At 53.1% G+C, this 21,366-nt stretch carries 24 protein-coding genes; 20 read left to right on the forward strand and 4 right to left on the reverse strand.

The genetic code is table 11. From position 1 onward, the window contains the following. Positions 1–197 precede the first annotated feature (197 nt). The 7 genes from PY990_RS13705 (at position 198) to PY990_RS13735 (ending at position 5,404) form a co-directional block, all read left to right on the forward strand. Entirely contained in the window at positions 198–542 is a 345-nt protein-coding gene (locus tag PY990_RS13705) for a flagellar protein FlaG (protein WP_275272081.1), read from the forward strand. Between the two features lie 22 nt (positions 543–564). Beyond that, entirely contained in the window at positions 565–2,214 is a 1,650-nt protein-coding gene (gene fliD / locus PY990_RS13710) for a flagellar filament capping protein FliD (protein WP_275272082.1), read from the forward strand. 98 nt (positions 2,215–2,312) lie between these two features. Further along, entirely contained in the window at positions 2,313–2,705 is a 393-nt protein-coding gene (gene fliS / locus PY990_RS13715) for a flagellar export chaperone FliS (protein WP_275272083.1), read from the forward strand. Positions 2,706–2,731: 26 nt separating this feature from the next. Next, the gene (locus PY990_RS13720) at positions 2,732–3,079 is read left to right on the forward strand and encodes a flagellar protein FliT (protein ID WP_168426926.1); all 348 of its coding nucleotides are present in this window, start codon (positions 2,732–2,734) and stop codon (positions 3,077–3,079) included. Positions 3,080–3,109: 30 nt separating this feature from the next. Beyond that, positions 3,110–4,375 (forward strand): flagellar hook-length control protein FliK, encoded by a 1,266-nt coding sequence (gene fliK, locus PY990_RS13725; protein WP_275272084.1) that lies wholly within the window; start codon positions 3,110–3,112, stop codon positions 4,373–4,375. Then, positions 4,365–4,652, forward strand: a complete 288-nt coding sequence (locus PY990_RS13730) for an EscU/YscU/HrcU family type III secretion system export apparatus switch protein (RefSeq protein ID WP_008252515.1) — start codon at positions 4,365–4,367, stop codon at positions 4,650–4,652. The genes fliK and PY990_RS13730 overlap by 11 nt, the downstream gene beginning before the upstream one ends. Next, positions 4,649–5,404 carry a flagellar brake protein gene (locus PY990_RS13735; RefSeq protein WP_275272085.1) on the forward strand — a complete coding sequence of 252 codons (756 nt, stop codon included), beginning with the start codon at positions 4,649–4,651 and terminating at the stop codon, positions 5,402–5,404. Before PY990_RS13730 ends, PY990_RS13735 begins: the two co-directional genes overlap by 4 nt. Before the next feature lie 10 nt (positions 5,405–5,414). On the opposite strand, the gene PY990_RS13740 is transcribed toward PY990_RS13735, so the two are convergent. Further along, positions 5,415–6,953: a helicase HerA-like domain-containing protein gene (locus PY990_RS13740; RefSeq protein WP_275272086.1), complete on the reverse strand. Its 1,539-nt coding sequence runs from the start codon at positions 6,951–6,953 to the stop codon at positions 5,415–5,417. 82 nt (positions 6,954–7,035) lie between these two features. Then, entirely contained in the window at positions 7,036–7,359 is a 324-nt protein-coding gene (locus PY990_RS13745; protein WP_008252509.1) for a flagellar hook-basal body complex protein FliE, read from the reverse strand. Between the two features lie 224 nt (positions 7,360–7,583). On the opposite strand from PY990_RS13745, the gene fliF reads away from it, so the two are divergent. The 13 genes from fliF (at position 7,584) to fliR (ending at position 18,836) form a co-directional block, all read left to right on the forward strand. Beyond that, positions 7,584–9,311: a flagellar basal-body MS-ring/collar protein FliF gene (gene fliF, locus PY990_RS13750; protein ID WP_275272087.1), complete on the forward strand. Its 1,728-nt coding sequence runs from the start codon at positions 7,584–7,586 to the stop codon at positions 9,309–9,311. A 36-nt stretch (positions 9,312–9,347) separates the two neighbouring features. Beyond that, positions 9,348–10,349 carry a flagellar motor switch protein FliG gene (gene fliG / locus PY990_RS13755; RefSeq protein WP_171098241.1) on the forward strand — a complete coding sequence of 334 codons (1,002 nt, stop codon included), beginning with the start codon at positions 9,348–9,350 and terminating at the stop codon, positions 10,347–10,349. Beyond that, on the forward strand, positions 10,336–11,073 hold the full coding sequence (locus PY990_RS13760; protein WP_275272088.1) for a FliH/SctL family protein: 738 nt from the start codon (positions 10,336–10,338) through the stop codon (positions 11,071–11,073). Before fliG ends, PY990_RS13760 begins: the two co-directional genes overlap by 14 nt. After that, on the forward strand, positions 11,074–12,480 hold the full coding sequence (gene fliI / locus PY990_RS13765; protein ID WP_275272089.1) for a flagellar protein export ATPase FliI: 1,407 nt from the start codon (positions 11,074–11,076) through the stop codon (positions 12,478–12,480). It abuts the gene before it with no gap. Between the two features lie 15 nt (positions 12,481–12,495). Then, positions 12,496–12,945 (forward strand): flagellar export protein FliJ, encoded by a 450-nt coding sequence (fliJ, locus tag PY990_RS13770; RefSeq protein WP_168426925.1) that lies wholly within the window; start codon positions 12,496–12,498, stop codon positions 12,943–12,945. Next, positions 12,942–14,414 carry a flagellar hook-length control protein FliK gene (locus PY990_RS13775; protein ID WP_275272090.1) on the forward strand — a complete coding sequence of 491 codons (1,473 nt, stop codon included), beginning with the start codon at positions 12,942–12,944 and terminating at the stop codon, positions 14,412–14,414. The genes fliJ and PY990_RS13775 overlap by 4 nt, the downstream gene beginning before the upstream one ends. A 127-nt stretch (positions 14,415–14,541) precedes the next feature. Then, positions 14,542–15,060 (forward strand): flagellar basal body-associated FliL family protein, encoded by a 519-nt coding sequence (locus PY990_RS13780; RefSeq protein ID WP_275272091.1) that lies wholly within the window; start codon positions 14,542–14,544, stop codon positions 15,058–15,060. Between the two features lie 16 nt (positions 15,061–15,076). After that, positions 15,077–16,123, forward strand: coding sequence for a flagellar motor switch protein FliM (gene fliM, locus PY990_RS13785; RefSeq protein WP_275272092.1), 1,047 nt, complete (start codon positions 15,077–15,079; stop codon positions 16,121–16,123). A gap of 22 nt (positions 16,124–16,145) precedes the next feature. Then, positions 16,146–16,595, forward strand: coding sequence for a flagellar motor switch protein FliN (fliN, locus tag PY990_RS13790; RefSeq protein WP_008252492.1), 450 nt, complete (start codon positions 16,146–16,148; stop codon positions 16,593–16,595). A gap of 63 nt (positions 16,596–16,658) precedes the next feature. Next, the gene (gene fliO, locus PY990_RS13795; protein WP_171098226.1) at positions 16,659–16,997 is read left to right on the forward strand and encodes a flagellar biosynthetic protein FliO; all 339 of its coding nucleotides are present in this window, start codon (positions 16,659–16,661) and stop codon (positions 16,995–16,997) included. Beyond that, complete coding sequence (gene fliP, locus PY990_RS13800; protein ID WP_275272093.1) at positions 16,994–17,764, forward strand: flagellar type III secretion system pore protein FliP; 771 nt, start codon at positions 16,994–16,996, stop codon at positions 17,762–17,764. The genes fliO and fliP overlap by 4 nt, the downstream gene beginning before the upstream one ends. A gap of 35 nt (positions 17,765–17,799) precedes the next feature. After that, positions 17,800–18,069 (forward strand): flagellar biosynthesis protein FliQ, encoded by a 270-nt coding sequence (fliQ, locus tag PY990_RS13805; protein WP_275272094.1) that lies wholly within the window; start codon positions 17,800–17,802, stop codon positions 18,067–18,069. A gap of 2 nt (positions 18,070–18,071) precedes the next feature. Further along, on the forward strand, positions 18,072–18,836 hold the full coding sequence (gene fliR / locus PY990_RS13810; RefSeq protein WP_275272095.1) for a flagellar biosynthetic protein FliR: 765 nt from the start codon (positions 18,072–18,074) through the stop codon (positions 18,834–18,836). Here the strand turns inward: fliR and PY990_RS13815 are convergent, their stop codons facing one another. Beyond that, positions 18,837–19,289 (reverse strand): response regulator, encoded by a 453-nt coding sequence (locus PY990_RS13815; protein WP_275272096.1) that lies wholly within the window; start codon positions 19,287–19,289, stop codon positions 18,837–18,839. Further along, positions 19,274–21,325, reverse strand: a complete 2,052-nt coding sequence (locus PY990_RS13820; protein WP_275272097.1) for a histidine kinase dimerization/phospho-acceptor domain-containing protein — start codon at positions 21,323–21,325, stop codon at positions 19,274–19,276. Before PY990_RS13820 ends, PY990_RS13815 begins: the two co-directional genes overlap by 16 nt. Positions 21,326–21,366: the final 41 nt, after the last annotated feature.

A 21,366-nucleotide genomic window follows, 5' to 3' on the forward strand; every position in this document is an offset into this window, starting at 1 on the left:
GTGTTGAGCTTGCTGCGTTAACTCAGACTTAGTCTGATCTCTGACAAGAATTTGCCAAAAGCAGGTTCGAATCAAACCAAAAGCCCGGTGAATGAAGCTCACCGGGCTTTTTAACGCTAAAGAAAACCCCTAAAGCTGCCGTTAATCAAGACATGGGGCCTTGTTTTGGCCTCGTAAAATTCGCAAAGGTGGCGAAAATGAACATTTCAAACATGGCTGATTATGCAACTGCCCTGCAAAAACCGCAGGATGCCGGCAATACAAAACCTGCGCCTGGTGCTGGGGCCAAACCCTTGATGGGCCAACAGGCAGAGTTAAGCGTGAGCGAAGTGCTTGAGGTGGTTCAGAAAGCAAACGCTGCCTTAACCAGCAATCAATCCAATTTGAAGTTTTTGGTCGACAGCGACAACGGCAAACCGATTGTTCAAATCGTGGACCGGGAAACACAGGAAGTACTGAAACAGATTCCATCGGTTGAAATGCTGAAGATCGCAAAAGCCATCGAGAAAATGCAAGGCGTTCTCATGTCACGTGAAGTCTAGAACGCAACAAGGGGAATAAATCATGGTAGGAATTTCATCGGCAGGTATTGGTTCGGGATTGGACATTGAGGGCATCATCAGCTCTTTGATGGCCGCCGAGCGAATCCCCTTGACCAAAGTGAGTCAGGAACGCACGGCGATCAATACCAAGATTTCAATTTACGGCATCATCAAGAATTCATTTGCAGACCTGAAATCTGCGGCTGACAAACTCAGTAATTTGAGTAACCTGAATCCGCTGAAAGTCACCTCCAGCGACGACAAACAGGTGGGGGCGACAGCCAGCCCCACAGCAGCAAAAGGCACCTACAGCATACAAGTGAGTCAACTGGCCAAAGCCCAAAGTGTTGCTGCACCGAGCGTGGCCACGGCCGACACCAACGTGGGCACAGGCAGCCTGACAATCACGCTGGGCAGCTACGATTCTGGCACCAACACATTCACCAACAATGCAGACAAAACCCCGGTAACCATCAATATTGGTACCGGACAGCAGACGCTAGAGGGAATTCGGCAAGCCATCAATGATTCCAACGCGGGTGTTAACGCATCCATCATCAACGACGGCAACGGCTCCCGTTTGGTATTGACCAGCAAAGACACGGGTGCCGTGAATGGTTTCAAACTGGAAGTGGCCGACGCCGATGGCAACAACACCGACACTGCTGGGCTGTCCAGACTGGCTTTTGACCCCACTGCAGCGGTGGGGGCTGGTAAAAACGCCAGCTCGCTTCAAGTGGCCCAAAATGCCAACTTCACCATCAATAACCTTGCTGTCAGCAAGGCCAGCAACACGGTGACCGATGCAGTTCAGGGCCTCACCCTGAACCTGAAAGCGGTGACCACCACGGCAGTGAATCTGGAAGTTGGGCTGGATGACACGGCCCTGAAGACGACGTTGGACGGCTTCGTTGCTGCCTACAACAAGATTCGCGGCAACTTGAAAGACCAACAGCAGAAAGACGCCACCCTGTCGAAAGAAACCACCCCCTCAGCTCTTGAACGCAGCATGCGGAATATTCTGCGCGAACAAGTGGCACAGTATGGGATCGGCTTGAGCGACATTGGCTTGAATTTTGACAAAGACGGTGTGCTGTCGCTGGACAAAACAAAACTGGACACCGCTGTTGCTGCCGATCCTTCCATTCTTGAAAAAGTATTTACCAACACAGCGACCACCACAGATGCACGGATCAAATACGTTGGGGCCAACACGAAAACGCTGGAAGGCACCTATGCGATCAACATCAGCACAGCTTACGACGGCAGCAACACCGTTGCAGGCACAATCAACGGCGTTGCCGGCACAGGCGTTGACAATTTGCTGAGAGGTGCCACGGGGGATGCCAGTGAAGGTTTGCAGTTCTCTGTGGCTCAGGGTGCAAGTGGCAATTTGGGTACCATCACATTCAGCAAAGGTCTTGGTGAGCGGCTCAGCGACTGGATTGATACTTTGTCTGCGGAAGGCGGTGCTCTGGCCTCTCGAACTGAGGGTCTGAACAGCAGAAAGTCTCGTCTGGACGACCAAGAGGACCGGATCAACCTGCGCCTGGAACAAGTTGAAAAGCGTTACCGGGCCCAATTTACAGCCTTGGACACGATGCTGGCCAGCATGCAACAGACCAGTTCTTATCTGAGCCAGCAACTGGCTGCGCTGGCCCAACAGCGTTAAGCGCGGAACTGTACCCTAAAACCCCTGTTTTTAGCCGGATCAAACAGGGGGCGCAAGCCCTACTATTTGTTTAAGACAAATCACCAAGTGAACGCACCATGATGTACGGCGCAAAAGCATATGCACAAGTAGGACTGGAAACTGGCATCAACAGTGCCTCACCCCACGGCTTGATTGTGATGCTTTACGAAGGGGCCATTGAAGCCATTCGCAAGGCCAAAATTTACCTGGAAATGCAAAACATCGAGATGAAAACCAAATCGGTGGACAAGGCGCTGCGTATCATCAAAGACGGATTGACCGCATCGCTCGACGTAAACGCTGGCGGAGCCCTGGCCCAGCAACTGCTTTCACTGTACGACTACATTGGCAAAGAACTGATTTTGGCCAACGCCCAAAACAGCCCGGAACGTATGGACACCTGTATCGATTTACTCGATGACCTGCGCAGTGCCTGGCTGGAAATAGGCCAGACCGTCACCAAACCATAACAACATACTTAGGACCGCTCTCGACCATGATCTTCGCGACAGACAACAACGGTGCAATCATGAAGCTGTACGCCGCCATAGCGAACCAAAGCCAAGTGATGCTTGATTCGGCCAAGGCTGGCAATTGGGATGAGTTGTGCGCTGCTGAAGAACAGTGCTCAAAGTTGATCCACGAGCTTCAGGCCATCAAGGAAGCGCAACAAACCGAATTGAATGAAAAGGAACGCAGCCAGCACATTGGCTATCTGAAAAAGATTTTGGCTGATGACGCTGCCATTCGCGACATCACTGAACCCCGCCTTAAGCAGTTGGAAGAATTTCTTCGCGCAGCCAACAACTCGCAGAAACTCAGCAACTCTTATGGGTCCAACTAAGCCATTGCGCTAAAGCAACGGGTGTGAGACATGACATTAACCCCGGTTAAATCAGCTCCACCCAACGTCAACTCCGTACTTCAATCCAATCCGGGCGACAGGGTTTCCTCCGGCAAAGGCGAAATTGCGCCCGTTGTTGCCATACTGACCCGCCAACTCCCGCTGCCACAGGCCCAACAGCTTGCCGGGCAAACAGCCTTGGTGCGAGTAGTGAAAGGCGGGCCTGGCAACGAGGCAGAACTTGAGTTTGCGGGCCAGAATATTCAGGTTAAATTGCCCCCTGGGCGACAGCTCACGGCAGGTGAAATGGTCACAGTCGCCTTTGCCCTGTCCGGCAAAGGGGATGACTTGTCCGCAGGTGGTGCCAGCGGCGGTAAAAAAATCGCCGATGCCCGCAACTTGCTCACCACGCTTCCTGTCAGTATTGACGATGGCGAGGCGCAGGATTCGCCCAGTTTTGTAGACCGGCTTTCAGGCACCGCACGGCTGATTGGGCTTCTTGAGCGCTTGGGACAAGGGGCACCCACACAAGTTTCCACTTCGGTGATGACCAGCCTCAAACAATTGAGCACTCAGTTTCAAACACAAACCAACGCGCCCGGCGTGTTGCTGGCTGACCCCGACAATACAACGCCCAGTGCGCGCGCCGTGGCGCAAACCACACCTCAAACCCAAGCGCAACAAACACAAGGCGTTAACACATTGAACAACCTGAACAACGGCCTTGCAGGTGTGTTGGCGCGGCAGGTGAGCGCAGCTGTTGAAAACAGCGGTTTGTTTTATGAATCGCACCTGCAACAGTGGGCCAACGGACAACGCAGCACCGATCAAATTGCGAAAGAACCCCAAGCCCGGTTTGGGCAAGACCAAGTGATTTCGGAAAAAGGTCTGAACCCGGCGGCAGTTGACCAATCAGTCAAACTGGTTACCGCACAACTGGCCGCGCTGGACAACAATCGGATTTCATTGGCGCTCAGTGGCCTGTTGGGGCACCCGGTTCAAATTGACATTGAACCCGACACGCAAGAAGCCAGCGACCACGAAGAGCAGAACAGTGAAGAAGCTGCCCGCCCCTGGGTTGCACGCCTGAAACTGGACATGGCTCATTTGGGTGAACTGAATGTCCGAGTGCGCATGTTAGGTTCACAGTGTGATGTACAAATTACCGGGCCAGCACGCAGCAAACAGGCCATCGACCCCCATTGGCAAACCTTTCGGCAAGCCATGGATGACAAAGGATTGAAGCTGGTTCACGGCCAGTTTATGGTACCCACGGGGTTTGAAATTGGCGAATAAACTGAGCCCCCAACAAGCCGTGGCACTGGCTTACCTTGAACACTCTGGCGCACCGAAGGTTGTGGCCAAAGGTCAGGGTTTGATTGCAGAACAAATTATCCAGAAAGCCAAAGAATCTGGCGTATTTGTTCATGAAAGCCGCGAGCTGGTCTCGTTGCTGATGAATGTCGATCTGGACCAACAAATTCCACCTGGGCTGTACCAGGCAATTGCGGAATTGTTGGCTTGGGTGTATCAAATAGAAAACAAAGAATTCAGTACAGAGGGAAAGTCATGAGTCACAACACCAGTATCGCGCCTGAACGCGATCAAAAGCTGCTCGAGGAATTCAGTTTGAGTGCAGTACCCACTCTACGCAAACTCCTCACCACCATCGATGAAGACGAGCATGAGCTTTATGTTTATCTGCAATCTGATCACACCCAGTTTGTCACCGAAATACTGAACATTGACTGGACCACTGGCCTGATGTGGCTGGGCACACCCTATGAAAAAGCCTTGAGCAGCAATTGCAATGCCTCAACGGCCTACGTCATGGTGAGCTTTCCCGATGGCGTTAAAGTGCAGTTTGCTGGCGTGGGTATTTTGCAAAGCCAGTATCAAGGGGCCGACGCCTTGCGCATTGCCATTCCCAAAACGATTGTTCGTCTGCAACGGCGCAATTACTTCCGGGTCATGGCCGATGAAGAATTGAACTCACAGGTCAAACTCGAAATTCCAGCGGTGAATGGCCCAATCAGCCTGATCGACATCAGCCTTGCAGGTTGCGGCTTGTCGTTGCAAACATCGCCCAGCCTTCATCAGGCTGGAGAAGTCATTCCAGACGTTCGCCTCACATTGCCCGACGGAGAAGGCAGTATGTTGGTCGAGTTGGTGGTGCGAAACATCAAGCCGATGGCAGACCACCCTGAAATGGTTCAGCTTGGTTGCGAGATGAAAACACTGGAACGGGGCGCCGAACGCAGGCTGCAGCGGTTTCTGCTAGCCACAGAACGCCGACAACGCGCCAACCTGCATTCGATCGACTAAGTTCTGTTGGTCAGCGGCGCTTGCTTCCACCCAAAAGAGAGCCCAAAATGCCGCGCATCAGCTCGCGACCCACTTGTGAGCCGATGCTGCGTGCCGCGCTTTTTGCCATGGTTTCTGCAACACTTTGGCGTTTGCGCCCACCTGCTCCGCTGGTGCCAAACAACATGTCACCCAAGCCACTCAAAGTGCTTTTTTCCTCGGCAGTTTGAGTGCCCTGTGCAGCAGGTGTTTCCGCGGCATCCTGCGCTGCCATTGCCTGCTCGGTGCGCGCCTTCAACATTTCGAAAGCCGATTCACGGTCTACAGTTTTTTCGTAAACACCCGCCACCAACGAATTCGCAATCAATTCCTTGCATTGCTCAGGGCTGGCCGGGCCAAACTTGCTAGCAGGTGGATACACCCACGCGCGGCACGTGGGGCTTGGCGTGCCTTTGGGATCCAGAAAACTGACCAAGGCTTCACCCACGCCCAACTCGGTAATGGCGGCTTCAATGTCCAAACCAGCATTCGGGCGCATGGTTTCCGCCGCCACTTTCACCGCTTTCTGGTCGCGCGGGGTGAAGGCCCGCAAGGCATGCTGAACGCGGTTGCCCAATTGCCCAAGTACAGAATCGGGGACATCCAGCGGATTCTGGGTCACGAAATAAACACCCACACCTTTGGAACGAATCAGGCGAACCACCAATTCCACTTTTTCGATCAGGGGTTTCGGTGCATCAGTAAACAGCAAGTGCGCTTCATCGAAGAAAAACACCATTTTGGGTTTCTCGACATCGCCTACTTCAGGAAGATTCTCGAACAGCTCAGACAACAACCACAACAGGAAGGTGGCATACAACTTCGGCGAATTCATCAACTGATTGGCTGCCAGAATGTTGATGATGCCGCGCCCATTGGAATCGGTTTGCATCAGGTCATCCATGTTCAACATGGGCTCACCGAAAAACTTGTCGGCCCCCTGCCCCTCCAGGGCCAACAAACCACGCTGTATCGCGCCCACAGAGGCCGAGGAAATATTGCCGTACTCGGTGGTGAACTGCTTGGCGTTTTCACCCACGTACTGCAACATGGCGCGCAGGTCTTTCAAATCCAGCAACAGCATGCCGTTGTCGTCCGCAATTTTAAACACCAGGTTCAACACGCCTTCTTGCGTGTCGTTCAAACCCAGCAAACGGCCCAGCAACAAAGGGCCCATGTCGGAAATGGTGGCGCGCACAGGGTGCCCCTGCTCACCAAACACATCCCACAAAGTCACCGGGCTGCCTGCAAATTCCGGCACAGGTATGCCGGTCATTTTCAGGCGTTCTTCAAATTTGGGGGAAGTTTTGCCGGGCTGGGAAATGCCAGTCAAGTCACCTTTCACATCGGCCATGAACACGGGCGTGCCAATTCGTGAAAACGCTTCAGCCAGCACCTGCAAAGTAACTGTTTTTCCCGTGCCGGTTGCACCTGTGATCAAACCATGCCGGTTCGCCAATTGAGGCAACATGACGAGGTCTGTTGCGGTTTCGGCGCGGTTGTCTCGGGCAATCGGGAAAGGTGCAATCATGGGCTGGGCTCCAGTTCTTCAATGGGGTCAATGAACTGGATTGTGCCACAGCCTGTCTGGAATTCAGAACGACTTCAAAACATTACACAGGCATGTTCATGATGTCGTTGTAGGCCTGAAGAATTTTGTTTCGGGCCTGAACCACCGCTGTGAATTGCAGCGATGAAGTATTCATGGCGATCACGGTTTCTTCAACCGAGGCAGTGGGGTCATCCATCTGCAAACGCTTGCCCAGGTCAGCAGCCTTGTCAGCCGACAGGCTCGCGCTTTCCAAAGCCTTGGCAATCGCATCGGCAAACGAGGCCTGGTCAAGTGCCTGTGGCTTGCTGGTCAGCGACGGGCTTTTGATGGCATCCGTTACCGCACTGCTTAACAGGCCACTCACGGCCCCCATTTTGTCGATCATGAAACACTCCAACGCGGAATTTTTGTTTATACCCTCTCTTTGTACAGGCAAGCGGGGCAAGCCATTGCCACAAACAAGGGGTAAAACCCCCCTTATTTTTTAAACACCACCCTTAAGTTTTTGAAATAGGTGCCGTTAAGGCCCCCTTTTTACTGAATTGCTTGCGAACTCCAGCACGCACAATGCATGGGTAGAACAATATTCAACCCACATGCAGGTATTCCATGGCAGAAGTTCTTAGCAGCCCCGAAGTGATCGGCCCGGTTGGCAACAACCCGATCACCAATATGCAGCAACGTTTCGCAAAACTGCCCCAGAAAAACAAAATGGGTATCCTGATCGGCGTGCCATTGCTGATCGCGGTGGTCGCCTCTCTGCTGATGTGGGCCAACCAGACCAGTTACCGGGTGCTGTTCAGCGGCCTGAACGACCAGGACGGTGGAGCCATTGTTGAAGCACTGACCCAGATGAAAGTGCCTTATGAATTCAATACCGCTGGCACCGCGATTCTAGTGCCCTCGGAGAAGGTGTACGACACACGGCTGGCCCTTGCCAGCCAAGGCCTGCCCAAAGGCAGTGTGAGCGGCTTTGAAGCCATGGACAACCAGAAGCTGGGCATTACCCAATTTCAGGAACAAGTGAACTATCAGCGTGCACTGGAAGGTGAGCTGGTTCGCTCCATTCAATCCATTTCAGCGGTGCAAAGCGCCCGCGTGCATTTGGCCATTCCCAAGCCATCTATTTTCATTCGTGAAAAGCAAACGCCCAGCGCATCCATTGTGCTGAACCTGTTTGGTAGCCGCACACTGTCTGAGCCTCAAATCAACGGCATCGTGCATTTGGTGGCCTCCAGCCTGCCTGGCATGAACCCGGAAGACGTCAGCATTGTTGACCAATCTGGTCGCCTGCTCACAGGCAAAACACAACTGGAAAGCGGCCTGAACCCCACGCAGCTGGCCTACACCAACCAGATTGAACAAAGCCTGACCAGCCGCATCGTCGACATTCTCAGCCCGGTGTTCGGAAGCGAAAATGTGCGCGCCACCGTGACTGCAAATATGGACTACTCGACTTCCGAGCGCACCGATGAAATTTACAAGCCCAACGGCGACACCACACAAGCCACCATTCGCAGCCAACAAATTAGCGAGTCCAACGACGGCAGCAGCAATGCCAACCCGCAAGGCGTACCAGGCGTCATGGCCAACACGCCGCCCGGAGAAGCAGCGGCCAACATTGGCCAAAACCCGCAACAGGCCTTGGCCAACGGCGCAAACGGTGGCAACAATACACCGACACAAACCAACAGCAGCACCCGCAAAGACTCCACCGTGAATTACGAAGTGGACAAATCGGTGCAATACACCAAATCGCAAGTCGGGAAAATTGAACGCCTGTCCGCCGCCGTGGTGGTGAATTACAAAACAATCACCGACCCCAAAGGCGAAACACGCCAAGTGCCACTGACACCCGAAGAAATTACCCAACTGGACAGCCTGGTGAAGCAGGCCATTGGCTTTGACGAACAACGCGGTGACGCAGTCAATGTGGTGAACCAGGCTTTCACCAAGGTGGAAGAAGAAGCCATCCCCATGTGGGCACAGCAGGAAACCATGGACCTGGCGAAATCACTGGGCATGCCAATTGGCATTGCACTAATCGCCGCCATTTTGGTATTCGGTGTACTGCGCCCCATGATGAAACCAGCTGAAGTTGATTTGTTCGATGAAGGGCCCGAACTGTTGCCCGGACAACGCATGCCACTTCTTGCTAACCAGGTGGGTGGTGACAACGACGCAGAGTTGCTTGAGCAACTTCAACGCGAAGGCACCCTGCCCGGCATGAATCGCCAGGAAAAAATGGAGAAGCTGCGCCAATTGGCCAAAGAACACCCACAGATTGTCGCCAGTATCGTAAAAAACTGGGTCAACGGCGAAACACAGAACGGCTAAGGCCCACCTGACAAAGCACCACGAGGAATCAACACCATGGCAGAAAGCGAACTTGGCATTCAAAAAGGCGCAATCCTGATGCTTAGCTTGGGCGAGGAAGAGGCTGCAGAAGTATTCAAGTACCTCGGCCCCAAAGAGGTCCAAAAGCTGGGTCAACAAATGTCGAAAACCAAAGACGTGCCCATCGACCGCATTGAAGAAATTGCAGGCGAAGTGGTTCAAATTGCGCAAAGCCAAAGTGCTTTGGGCCTTGATTCAGATGCCTACATTCGAAGTGTGCTGACACGTGCACTGGGTGAAGACAAGGCTGGTTTTTTGCTGGACCGTATTTTGCAGGGCAGCGACACCTCTGGCATTGAAGGCCTGAAGTGGATGGACCCGGGCACTGTAGCTGAATTGATTAAAAATGAACACCCGCAAATTATTGCCACCATTCTGGTTCACCTGGAACGCGACTTTGCAGCAGCCATTTTAAACCTGTTTGTAGAACGTCTTCGCAGCGACGTGGTGCTGCGAATAGCAACCATCGACGGGATTCAACCCAATGCCCTGCTGGAATTGAATGATGTGCTGTCCAAAGTGCTGGCCGGTGGTGACAAGCTGAAGAAAACAACCTTGGGTGGTGTACGTGCTGCTGCGGAAATCTTGAACTTCGTGGGCACCACTTCAGAGAAAAACGTGCTGGATACCATTCGCGAATACGACAACGAACTCAGCCAGCGTATTCAGGATGAAATGTTCACGTTTGACAACCTGCTCGACATCGACGATCGCGGCATGCAGAGCATCTTGCGCGATGTACAAACCGATCTGCTGGTAATCGCGCTGAAAGGTGCAGACGAAGCGATTCGGGAAAAAGTGTTCAAGAACATGTCCAGCCGAGCAGCAGAGGCCTTGCGCGACGATCTCGAAAGCCGTGGCCCGGTTCGCCTCTCTGAAGTGGAAGCAGCACAGAAAGATGTACTGAAAGTGGCCAGAAAACTGGCCGATGCCGGCGAAGTCGTTCTGGGTGGAGGCGGTGAAGATGCGTTCGTCTAACCGTATTATTCGCGGACTGGATGCCGCGGAATTGCCGAACTGGTCGGTTGAGCTGATTGGCTCGCGCTATGAAAACCCGGTCGATCGAATGATGGCGGAAATCAACCGGCATCAAAGGGAAAGCAGCGCCCCGCCACCCGCCCCCACCGCAGAGGAACTGCGTTTGAAAGAATGGGAGCAGGCACTTGCCCGGCGCGAGAAACAACTGGAAGAACTTGAAAAAGACACCCTGAAACAGGCCGAAGAACGTGGTCAGCAACTGGGCTATGAAGCGGGCTGGAGTGCCGCGCACAATGAACGTGTAGTGTTGGTTCAGGCTGCCAGCACCATGGAAGCGGAGTTCGAACGCTTCAAAAGCGAATTGTCAGAAAAACTGCTTGACCTGGCGGTACTGGTCAGCAAAAAAGTGATTGGCGACACCTTGGCCCTTCATCCTGAACAGGCCGCCGAATTGTTGAACCAGGTTTTGGAAAGCATGCAGTTGCACAGCAAAGCGGTCACCCTGCGTGCACACCCCAACACCATTCGCGTGCTTGAAGCCCAGTTTGGCGATCAGCAAATGCTGGGGAATCTGCGCATGATCGAAGACCCGAAACAATTACAAGGTGGTTTTTTGCTACAGCACCCGGAAGGCGAAGTGGACGCAACACTTCAAACCCGCTGGCTACGGGCCATTGAGGCCCTGGGCCGCAATAACCCATTAAGCCCAGAGGATACCGAGTAAATGGCTGACCTGCTGGATTGGATTGACGAATGCAAATTTCTGGTTGAACACAGCCAGCCCCAGGTAGCCACGGGCAAACTGACCCGCGTGGCCGGCTTGGTGATGGAGGCTGTGGGCTTGAAACTGCCGGTGGGCAGTGTGTGCACTGTGGTGCAAAAAGGCGCTCCACCTTTGGAAGCTGAAGTGGTGGGCTTTAATGGCGACAAGCTGTTTTTGATGCCCGCCACCGATGTGCACGGCATGACACCCGGCGCAAAAGTGATTGCACAAGAGCCCCCACCCATTGCACCCAAGCTGGGTGTGAAAGCCCACCCCTGGCGCAGGCCCGAGGACAAAACCAAACACCTGCCTGTGGGCGACAGCCTGTTGGGCCGAGTGGTGGACAGCAATGGTCGCCCACTGGACACCCTGGGCGAACTGAAATTCGAAAAACGCAGCCCCTTGGCGGCACGCCCTATCAACCCCCTTGAACGCGAACCCATCACCGAACCAATGGATGTGGGCGTGCGCGCAATCAATGCGTTGCTTACCGTAGGCCGTGGTCAGCGTATCGGATTGATGGCTGGTTCTGGTGTGGGAAAGTCCGTGTTGCTGGGCATGATGGCACGCTACACCAAAGCCGACCGAGTGGTGGTGGGCCTGATCGGCGAACGTGGCCGCGAAGTGAAAGAATTCATCGAGCAGATTCTGGGTGAAGAAGGCCTGAAACGGAGCGTGGTGATTGCTGCACCCGCCGACGTCAGCCCCCTGCTTCGCATGCAAGGCGCAGCCTACACCCAGGTGGTGGCCGAGCATTTTCGTGACCAGGGGCACAACGTGCTCATGATTATGGATTCGCTGACCCGCTATGCCATGGCACAACGTGAAATCGCCTTGGCCATTGGCGAACCACCTGCCACCAAAGGCTATCCACCCAGCGTGTTTGCCAAACTTCCCACGCTCGTTGAACGGGCTGGCAATGGCCGAAAAGGGGGCGGTTCAATTACTGCGTTTTATACAGTGCTTACTGAAGGCGATGACCAGCAAGACCCCATCGCTGATTCGGCTCGCGCCATTCTGGATGGCCACATTGTGCTTTCTCGACAATTGGCTGAAAGCGGTCACTACCCTGCCATTGACATTGAACAGTCCATTTCACGGGCCATGCACAATATTGTGCCTACAGGCCACCTGAATGCAGCCCGTGGCTTGAAGGCCGCCTTCTCTCGCGTTCAACGCAATCGTGATCTGATCACCGTGGGCGCTTACTCTCCGGGGGCAGATCCACAATTGGACCATTCTTTGGCCCTTTATCCAAAGATTGAAAACCTGTTGCAACAGTCAATGTTAGAGAGTGCAAGTTTCGATGAAGCGCTGGCAGGCCTTCAATCGCTATTTCCGAACGAATTTAAAAACGACAAACACTAAACCGCCTGGACGCCCATGAGCAATGTGCTGCAAATCCTGATTGAACAGGCCAGCGAAAAGGCCGACAACCTGGCCAGAGGCATGGCCAGCACCCAGCAAAAACTGGTTCAAGGCCAGGACAAATTGAACATGCTGCAAACCTACCGCGACGAATGCGAGGGCGGCATGCACAACAAGGCAAGCACCGGCATGACAGGGCAACAACTGCGCAACCAGTTGGCCTTTGTCGGCAAAATTGCCCAAGCGATCGAACAACAAAGCCGCGAAATTGAATTTCTGAACACCACGCTGGCCCACCAGCGCACGCAATGGCAAGAGGCACTGGCCGAGCAGCGCAAATTTGAAGCCTTGGTGGAACGTGAAAAACTCAAACAGGCCAAACTTGAAAACAAGCGCGACCAAAAAATGAACGATGAATTTGCCGCACGCATTTACCGGGTTCACACCGCTGGGGAGCCCTCATGAACACGAGTACCCAAGCCATGAACCAAGTGAACAAAGTGCAAACCCCTGTGGCGGGCAACAAGCCCAAGCAAGGTCAGCAAGAGTCGCAATTGAATTTCACTGAACTGTTCAGTTCAGCATTGGGCCAATCAGCACCTACAGCCCAACTCAACAGCATTGAAAGCCAATTGCGGGAAAGTTTGTACCAACAGAACAAGCCCAAAAAGAACAATGAAAGCACAGCCAACGCCGAGGCCGCACAGGCAGCCCAAGCCGCTGTATGGGCGCAGCGCAACTGGATGCAAACTGCACCAGTGCAGCCAGCCACACCAGCTGCTGCAAACGAAGTGATTAAAGATACCGAAGCTCCAAAACAGGCCGTTGCCCCTGACAACACGGCACCCACTGATTCAGCCGATGCATCAACCAGCGGCGTAAACAAGCCGGCCAGTTCGAGTGATGCCCAGCACACGCCGGAACACAATGCAGACAAGAACACAGAACAGGCCGCAAAAGTGGCATTGCCTGGCACCGTTACAAACCCGGCAAACAGCGAAGTAGCGCTTGATAAAACAGCCCAAACAGCCGAGCTGGCACTGAACAGTGCCGCCAATGGCGAGCCCGTGGCGCAGGTGATCAATCCAACAAAACCAGAACAAACTACAGGCAATGAACTGGCTGGTGCCGACAAAGCACGGCCTGACCTCAAAACCACCGCCCAGTTGAAAGCGGACGCCACAATTGCCAACAGCACGGTTCAAATACGTGCTGATACTGCCCAAGGCAATGGTCCTGGCAATGTGGGCAACGCAGTACAGGTGCAACTGAATCAGCAAGTGGCCCCACAAATAACGCAGCAAATAGCTCAGCAGGCGCAAGCCATGGGTGAAGGTTTTGGAGAAGAAGGTTTGAAAGTTGGCCAGAAAATTCTGGCCACCGGTAACCTGCAATCCGCCGGCACGGCCACAGGCATTGCAGCAGGCACCAATGGCCTGACCGGTACCGCAGGCAGTGCGCAACAAACCCTGATCAAAACACCGGTCAATCAACCCGGCTTTGCCAAAGAACTGGGACAAACCGTGCAATGGGCGATCGGCAAGAATTTGTCCACTGTCGACATTCGCGTGAACCCTGAAAGTTTTGGTCCCATGAACATGCGTCTGGTACAAAAAGGCCAACAGGTTCAACTGGTCATTCGTACCCAGGACGAGGCCTCGGCCAACCTGTTGACCCAAGCCCTGGGCGGCTTGAAAGAGGTGTTAGCCCAAAATGGCCTGCAACTGAACCAGGTACAAATACAGCACAGCAACACCCCTAGTCCCCAAGGCCAGTCCAACAACAATCAAGCGCAGTTTGATCAAAACCGGAACCAGGGCCAAGGCCATGGACAACATGCGGGTGGTGGTGACAATTCCCAAGCGGAATCAGGCGCACCCACCAATACTGCAACAGCCAGAAAACCGGAAGGCAAGCTCGACCTGTTTGCCTGATCAAGCAAGCCTGACGAAGGAATTGGGTCCAAACAACACGGCTTTTCGGGGGTTTGCTCAGAAACCTTTCAGACACAATAGAGTTTGAAAGTGACACACAACAGCAATTGAACTTACGGAGTCAAGCATGGCCAGAGTCGCCCCGGCACCCGCTGCAGCAGCCCCAGAAGCTGCAGTGCCCGAAAAAGGATCCAAGAAAAAGCTGATCCTGATTCTTGCAATCGTATTGACCATTCTGGCCGCAGGCGGCGCAGCCGCTTTTCTGATGCTGGGGAACCCAAGTGATAAAGGCGCTGCAGAGGAAACGGTAGAAGAGCCAGTCGGCCCACCCACATTCGTGGTCATGGACCAGTTTGTGGTCAACCTGGCCGAGCCTGATACCACCCGTTACCTGCAAATTGGCATCACCTATGAAGTGAGCGGCCCCGCACAAGCCGAAGAAATCAAGAACTACACACCCGTGATTCGCAGCCGGATCCTGTTGGTATTGTCTGGCAAAAACGTGGGCAATCTCACTTCGATTGAAGGCAAGCAACAGCTGATGGATGAGTTGGTGGACCTGGCTCGCGTCACCATCAAAGGCGATCCGAAAGACCCCACACGCGGCATTCGCGACGTGCATTTTTCCAGCTTTGTGATTCAGTAACAGGACGCGCTGCACCATGCCCGGAGAATTTCTTTCACAAGACGAAGTCGATGCCCTGCTCAGGGGTGTAAACGGCGAAGAAGAAACGAAAGACGCTTCTGAAACCCATGAAGGCGTTCGCCCTTACAACCTGGCCACTCAGGAACGTATTGTTCGTGGCCGCATGCCCACGCTTGAAATCATTAACGAGCGCTTTGCACGGTTAATTCGAATCGGCTTGTTCAACTTCATGCGCAGAAGCCCGGAAATTTCCGTGGGGCCAGTGAAAGTATTGAAGTACAACGAATTCATTCGCAATCTGGTGGTGCCCACCAACCTGAACATCATGGCGATGAAGCCGCTGCGCGGCAATGCACTGTTCATTTTTGATCCCAGTCTTGTATTTGCGGTAATCGACAACCTGTTTGGCGGAGACGGTCGCTTCCACACCCGAGTTGAAGGGCGTGATTTCACTCAAACCGAACAGAGGATTATTGCCCGCATGCTAGAGGTGGTTCGGGAAGAATTTGTGAAAGCCTGGGCACCGGTGTTTCCCTTGAAACCTGAATACCTGCGCTCGGAGATGCACACCCAGTTTGCCAACATCGCCACGCCTTCCGAGATTGTAGTGACCACCTCGTTCTCGATTGAACTGGGTGCCGGTGGTGGTTCACTTCATATTTGCATTCCCTACTCCACCATGGAACCCATTCGCGATTTGCTGTATTCCAGCATGCAGGGTGACCAGGCCGAACCCGACAAACGTTGGGTCACCATGCTGAAAAAGCAGGTACAAATGGCTGAAGTGGATTTGGTAGCCAGCCTGGCCAGCACACAGCTGACCGTGGCCGACATCATGGAATTGAGAATCGGTGATGTCATCCCGATTGAAATTGACAAAGTGATTGAAGCACGAGTGGACAATGTGCCCGTGTTCAATTGCAGCTACGGCACCAGCGGTGGCCAATATGCACTGAAAGTTGAAGAAGTTCTGGCTGTGAGCAACGACTCCCACGCCGACGCGCTGAATCTGGAGGCCTTGCTGAGCAAGGAAGCCAAGCAGGCCGAAAAAACACACGAATAGCGATCAAGATAAGGAAAACACCATGTCTGAACAGCAAGTAGATACCGTAACCGACGCAGCCGATGACTGGGCAGCCGCACTGGCCGAGCAAGCCAGCACCACCGCCACAAGTACCAGCGACACCGACAACCTGTTTGCACAGGCCAGCGACGCAAAACCTGCCTCTGGTTTGTTCCAGCCGTTTGCCGGAAGTGTGGCTTCAGGCACGCAGAACGACATCGACATGATTCTCGACATCCCGGTTCAGTTGACTGTTGAGCTGGGTCGGACGAAGATACCGATTAAGCACATTCTGCAACTGGCGCAAGGCTCTGTCATTGAACTGGACGGCCTGGCTGGCGAACCCATGGATGTGCTGGTGAACGGCTATCTCATTGCGCAAGGCGAAGTGGTGGTAGTCAACGACAAATTTGGTATCCGGTTAACTGACATCATCACGCCATCCGAGCGTTTGAGAAAACTCAACCGTTGATACCCTTTCGCAGTACAAAGGCATGCAACCAAAACAAAAAAACAAAAATGCGGTGGGACATTCATGACAGGTCATCTGCTGCAAACCACACTGGGCTTGCTGTTTGTGGTGGGGCTGCTGCTCGCTCTGGTGTGGTTACTCAAACGCATGGGCATTGGCAACCAGCAACGCCGCGGCGGCTTTTACAAGGTACTGGCCACCTCGGCCTTGGGGCCACGTGAAAAAATAGTACTGGTTGAAATCGGTGACACCTGGCTGGTACTCGGCATGACAAGCAACAGCATCAACACCCTGCACAGCATGCCTGCGGGCAGCATTGCGCTGGACGAAGTACAAAACCCCGCCGTGAACTTTGCAAAAATGCTGGAGCGCGTGAAAGCAGGCAAGGTGAAATCATCATGAACCCCCTGCGTTCCCCTTCCAGCAAGCTGACCGCATTAAGCCTGTTGCTCATGCTGCTTCTTCTGGCTTTGCCCGAAGCGCAAGCCCAGCAAGTGCTGCCCGGTGTTACGGCTACACCAGGTGCCAACGGCACCACCAACTACAGCGTGCCCATTCAAACACTGCTGTTTTTTACATTTCTCAGTTTTTTGCCAGCATTGCTGTTGATGATGACGGGCTTCACCCGCATCGTGATTGTGATGTCGCTGTTGCGCATGGCGCTGGGCACGCAAAACTCACCACCCAACCAGGTCATTATTGGCTTGAGCATGTTCCTGACCTTTTTCATCATGGCACCAGTGTTTGATCGCGTATATGAAAACGCCTACCTGCCGTTTTCCAACAATGAAATCGAGTTTCAGGAAATGACCGATAGGGCCAGCGTGCCCATGAAAGACTTCATGCTGAAACAAACCCGTGAACCCGATCTGGCACTCTTCATGCGCCTTGGCAAAGTGGAAAATGTCGAGAATCCCGAGGACGTGCCCTTGCGCGTTTTGATCCCTGCATTTGTCACCAGTGAACTGAAAACCGCCTTTCAGATCGGCTTCATGATATTCCTGCCGTTTCTGGTCATCGACCTGATTGTAGCCAGCGTGCTAATGTCCATGGGTATGATGATGCTGTCGCCCATGCTGATCTCCTTGCCATTCAAGATCATGTTGTTTGTACTGGTCGATGGATGGACATTGCTGGTTGGCTCGCTGGTGGCCAGCTTCGAGACCTGAACTAAACTAAACTCAAGTGAACTGAGCGTACAAACATGAACAGCCAAACTGTATTGAACTTGGGCCAGGCAGCACTGGAAGTGATGCTGATGGTATCGGGCCCGCTGTTGGTGGTAGCGCTGGTGGTGGGTTTGCTGGTCAGTATTTTGCAGGCCGCCACGCAGATCAATGAAATGACCTTGTCGTTCATTCCGAAAATTCTGGGTATTTTTGCCACCTTGCTACTGCTTGGCCCCTGGATGCTGGCCACGCTGGTGGACTACACCCAGCGTTTGATCATGAGTATTCCGACCGTGATCGGCTAAGCATGGTCCCCATCAACGGCGAACAACTTGAAATCTGGATCGCCTCGTTCTTGTGGCCCTTTATCCGAATTCTGGCCATGCTGGCCACAGCGCCCGTGTTCGACAACCGCACCGTGCAACGCCGCATACGTGTGGGGCTTGCCGCACTCATTGCCATTCTCATGATGCCCCTGTTACCAGCCCCCCCAGTGCTCAGTTCGGCGCAAGCCATTCCGGTTCTGATTCAACAAATACTCATTGGTGTGGCCATGGGCTTCTCCATGCGACTGGTATTTGCAGCATTCGAAATGGCTGGTGACCTGCTCGGTCTGCAGATGGGTTTGGCCTTTGCACAGTTCATCGACCCTGCACGCGGCATGCAAACACCACTCATCGGCAGTTTTTTGGGTGTACTGGCCATGTTGACCTTTCTGGTCATCGACGGTCACCTGCTAGTGATCGCCGCAGTGGTTCAAAGCTTTGAGTTGATCCCGATCAGCGCAAATCTTTCTGTAGTCAACAGCCAAAGCATTGCCTTGGCCGGCAGCATCATGTTCATGCTTGCCTTGCAAATTTCATTGCCAGTCATGGCAGCTGTGTTGATCAGCAATATTGTGCTGGGTATTCTGGCGCGTGCAGCGCCGCAACTGAACGTAATGTCAATCGGCTTTTCGATCACAATTGGAGTGGGGCTGTGGATTCTTTGGGTCAGCCTGCCCTATTTCATCGCTGGAATTGACGGCGCAATTGGCCGTCTTTTGAGTATTTCCGTGCTGAATACAGGCTGATCATTCCAGAAAAAAATCGGTGTCTGCCGTACAGTCTTTGCCCGCCAAGGGATCACCTTTGCGGCCTTCTGAATGCGACAAATGGTAACGGATCACTTCCATTAACTGCTCCACTTCAAACGGTTTAATCAAGTAATCATTGGCGCCCAAGGCAAACGCCTGTTGTAAATCACTGGCATCGCTGCGAGCACTCAACAACACAAAGGGCAGCTTTTTAAAGTGTGCATCGCCACGCACGGCACGCAACAAATCAAAGCCATCCATGTTGGGCATCATCAAATCGCTCACAATCATTTTGGGCAAACTGGCATCGTGAACAAGGCACTCCAGCAGCAAGCGCAGTGCCTCTTGTCCATCATGGGCCTCCATCACATCCAGCCCAGTCAATTGCAGCAACTGCGAGAGGTTGCTGAGTATCGTCAAGTCATCTTCTACAATCATGACGCGCGGCATGCTTCCTCCTTAAGCGACGGCAAATCAACACACAACCAATGTCGATTGCGCCGATTTTTGATCATGATGCGCCCATTGATCAGGCGAATCACCCGCTTGGTTAACAGCAAGGTGAATGGCAGACACTCCCCTTTGAAGGGCACCACAGTTTCTTCGTCATGCGCTGGCTCAAGCTGGCCCCCCTTGACCATCCAGGCGGGCCACTCCAGCAACTCAATACACAAATTCAAGGTATTTTCAGCAGGCATTTTAATGGTCAACTTGCCTGCATGCGACTCTTTGCTTTCTGCAAAAGACAGCATTTGCCGCATGGCTTGCGTGAACACATACTCGTCGGAATAGAACTCAAATTGATCCAGACTGGGGTGCAATTCATATTCAAGCCAGTGTTGACCATGTCTGCGGCGCTGCTCAAACGAGGAAAACTGGCAGAACACCTTTCGCACATCCAGCTGCGCAACATTCAAATGTTTGCGAGTGAAATTGGCGCCCATGAACATCAGCGTTTCATCCACCAAAGCACGCAACGAACGCAACGCTCCGCCAATTTGATCGATGTAATGCAAAGCCGATTCCATATTCACTGGCTCCTTTTGCAAGGAACTTTCCAACAAGGCCTTAGCCGACCCAATCACCGTCATTGGTGTTCGAATTTCATGCGAGAGATACGACACAAACTGGGATTTCCGGGAGGACAGCAAAGACTCCTCGTTCAACTCCTCCCGAATGGAAAGCTCCAGGTCCATTTCCTCAGTTCTATCATGAATAATGCCCACGGCTTTGCTGGGCAAACCATAGGCATTCTTTACTGCTACCAAGTGAATTTCAAGCTTCAGCAAAGAACCATAGGTGGTTGAATAACGCACCTGCACCACCGCACTGGGCAAGTTGGCGGTGAGGCAGGCCTGTAGAGCCGAATCCAGGCCTCTGATGTCCTCGCTTAAAATACCCGCTCGCCAGGCAGTGGCCGAGATTGGTGCTTGTGCCAGCCCATCAAAACCAAACAAACGCCGCCAGGTTGAACTGAACACCACAGTTTCCTGTTCAATATCCCACTCAAAAACACCATCTTCAAGCGTCGCCACCGCGGCCACCAAACTGTCAACCGACATTTCATGGTCTTGCTGAACAGTCTCGATTGATTTCTCCAACTGCTCAATCCGGGTTCGTTCCAGCTCAAGTTTCTCAGAGGCATTGGCCACTTGGGCCAACGCATCCTGCTTCATCACCTGCAATTTCTGGTTGTCTGCGCGCAATACCTGGACCGACTTGTCGAGCAAAACATAGACGTAACACATCAACACCGAAATCATCAGCAAGGCAAAAAAACTGATGAATATCTCAAAGCCTGCCCAGCCTGTCCAAAGCCCATACCATGCACTGTGATCAGAGCCGGCACCTACATGCACAAAGCCAATCAGGCTCAGCGCAATCATCTGGTTCAAACCTACGATGCCGAAAATATAAATCATCCGGCTTCGCAATGGCTTGGATTTGCCCACCGAGGTTTCATGGGCAAAACGGCTTAGCAAGCCCATGCACACAAACAGCACCACATACATGGCCACCAAACCCGACCAGCGCACCTGCAACACTTGATGGTTGTTCGGAATAAAAATAAATGCCATGTGAATCAGAAACTGAATCAAAATGCCCAGCGAGGTAAAGAGCAACATGAACAGCTTGGCTGCACCCTTGGCTGACTGCACCAGATAATCCACATACAGAAACACTGCAATACACACCGCAAAGGTGAGTACAGTTCCCGAAATGCTGAACAGGGCGTCTTTGGCGGAAGGCAAGGTTAAACCCACAAACGCCGAAGCAAAGAACATAGAAATCACATAAAGGGTAATAAGTACCCCTCGTCGAATCAGGTAGTGGCTATTGGCAATCAGGGGTGGGTTTTTGATTCGAACTTCCACGCCCACGGTCATGGCCAGCAGTGAGGCGAAAAAGCCAAAGGCCAATCCGGAAAGATGGGCCTCTGAGATTGCGGCTGCTGCGAATGCAAAATCCTCCACCAACCAATTCATGAAATGCACCGCCCCTGATTCGATTTATGCAGCTTGTTGCT

It is taken from the genome of Limnobacter olei, from assembly GCF_029087225.1.
Classification (GTDB): Bacteria; Pseudomonadota; Gammaproteobacteria; order Burkholderiales; family Burkholderiaceae_B; genus Limnobacter; species Limnobacter olei.

What these genes read in the sequence shown, in the direction of transcription:
- PY990_RS13780 (WP_275272091.1), top strand. Translation starts at nt 14,542, where the DNA reads ATGGCCAGAGTCGCCCCGGCACCCGCTGCAGCAGCCCCAGAAGCTGCA.
- fliF (WP_275272087.1), top strand. Translation starts at nt 7,584, where the DNA reads ATGGCAGAAGTTCTTAGCAGCCCCGAAGTGATCGGCCCGGTTGGCAAC.
- fliN (WP_008252492.1), top strand. Translation starts at nt 16,146, where the DNA reads ATGTCTGAACAGCAAGTAGATACCGTAACCGACGCAGCCGATGACTGG.
- fliK (WP_275272084.1), top strand. Translation starts at nt 3,110, where the DNA reads ATGACATTAACCCCGGTTAAATCAGCTCCACCCAACGTCAACTCCGTA.
- PY990_RS13760 (WP_275272088.1), top strand. Translation starts at nt 10,336, where the DNA reads ATGCGTTCGTCTAACCGTATTATTCGCGGACTGGATGCCGCGGAATTG.
- PY990_RS13820 (WP_275272097.1), bottom strand. Translation starts at nt 21,325, where the DNA reads ATGAATTGGTTGGTGGAGGATTTTGCATTCGCAGCAGCCGCAATCTCA.
- PY990_RS13740 (WP_275272086.1), bottom strand. Translation starts at nt 6,953, where the DNA reads ATGATTGCACCTTTCCCGATTGCCCGAGACAACCGCGCCGAAACCGCA.
- PY990_RS13815 (WP_275272096.1), bottom strand. Translation starts at nt 19,289, where the DNA reads ATGCCGCGCGTCATGATTGTAGAAGATGACTTGACGATACTCAGCAAC.
- fliM (WP_275272092.1), top strand. Translation starts at nt 15,077, where the DNA reads ATGCCCGGAGAATTTCTTTCACAAGACGAAGTCGATGCCCTGCTCAGG.
- PY990_RS13735 (WP_275272085.1), top strand. Translation starts at nt 4,649, where the DNA reads ATGAGTCACAACACCAGTATCGCGCCTGAACGCGATCAAAAGCTGCTC.
- fliG (WP_171098241.1), top strand. Translation starts at nt 9,348, where the DNA reads ATGGCAGAAAGCGAACTTGGCATTCAAAAAGGCGCAATCCTGATGCTT.
- fliS (WP_275272083.1), top strand. Translation starts at nt 2,313, where the DNA reads ATGATGTACGGCGCAAAAGCATATGCACAAGTAGGACTGGAAACTGGC.
- PY990_RS13720 (WP_168426926.1), top strand. Translation starts at nt 2,732, where the DNA reads ATGATCTTCGCGACAGACAACAACGGTGCAATCATGAAGCTGTACGCC.
- fliP (WP_275272093.1), top strand. Translation starts at nt 16,994, where the DNA reads ATGAACCCCCTGCGTTCCCCTTCCAGCAAGCTGACCGCATTAAGCCTG.
- fliQ (WP_275272094.1), top strand. Translation starts at nt 17,800, where the DNA reads ATGAACAGCCAAACTGTATTGAACTTGGGCCAGGCAGCACTGGAAGTG.
- fliI (WP_275272089.1), top strand. Translation starts at nt 11,074, where the DNA reads ATGGCTGACCTGCTGGATTGGATTGACGAATGCAAATTTCTGGTTGAA.
- fliR (WP_275272095.1), top strand. Translation starts at nt 18,072, where the DNA reads ATGGTCCCCATCAACGGCGAACAACTTGAAATCTGGATCGCCTCGTTC.
- PY990_RS13705 (WP_275272081.1), top strand. Translation starts at nt 198, where the DNA reads ATGAACATTTCAAACATGGCTGATTATGCAACTGCCCTGCAAAAACCG.
- PY990_RS13745 (WP_008252509.1), bottom strand. Translation starts at nt 7,359, where the DNA reads ATGATCGACAAAATGGGGGCCGTGAGTGGCCTGTTAAGCAGTGCGGTA.
- fliO (WP_171098226.1), top strand. Translation starts at nt 16,659, where the DNA reads ATGACAGGTCATCTGCTGCAAACCACACTGGGCTTGCTGTTTGTGGTG.
- PY990_RS13775 (WP_275272090.1), top strand. Translation starts at nt 12,942, where the DNA reads ATGAACACGAGTACCCAAGCCATGAACCAAGTGAACAAAGTGCAAACC.
- fliJ (WP_168426925.1), top strand. Translation starts at nt 12,496, where the DNA reads ATGAGCAATGTGCTGCAAATCCTGATTGAACAGGCCAGCGAAAAGGCC.
- fliD (WP_275272082.1), top strand. Translation starts at nt 565, where the DNA reads ATGGTAGGAATTTCATCGGCAGGTATTGGTTCGGGATTGGACATTGAG.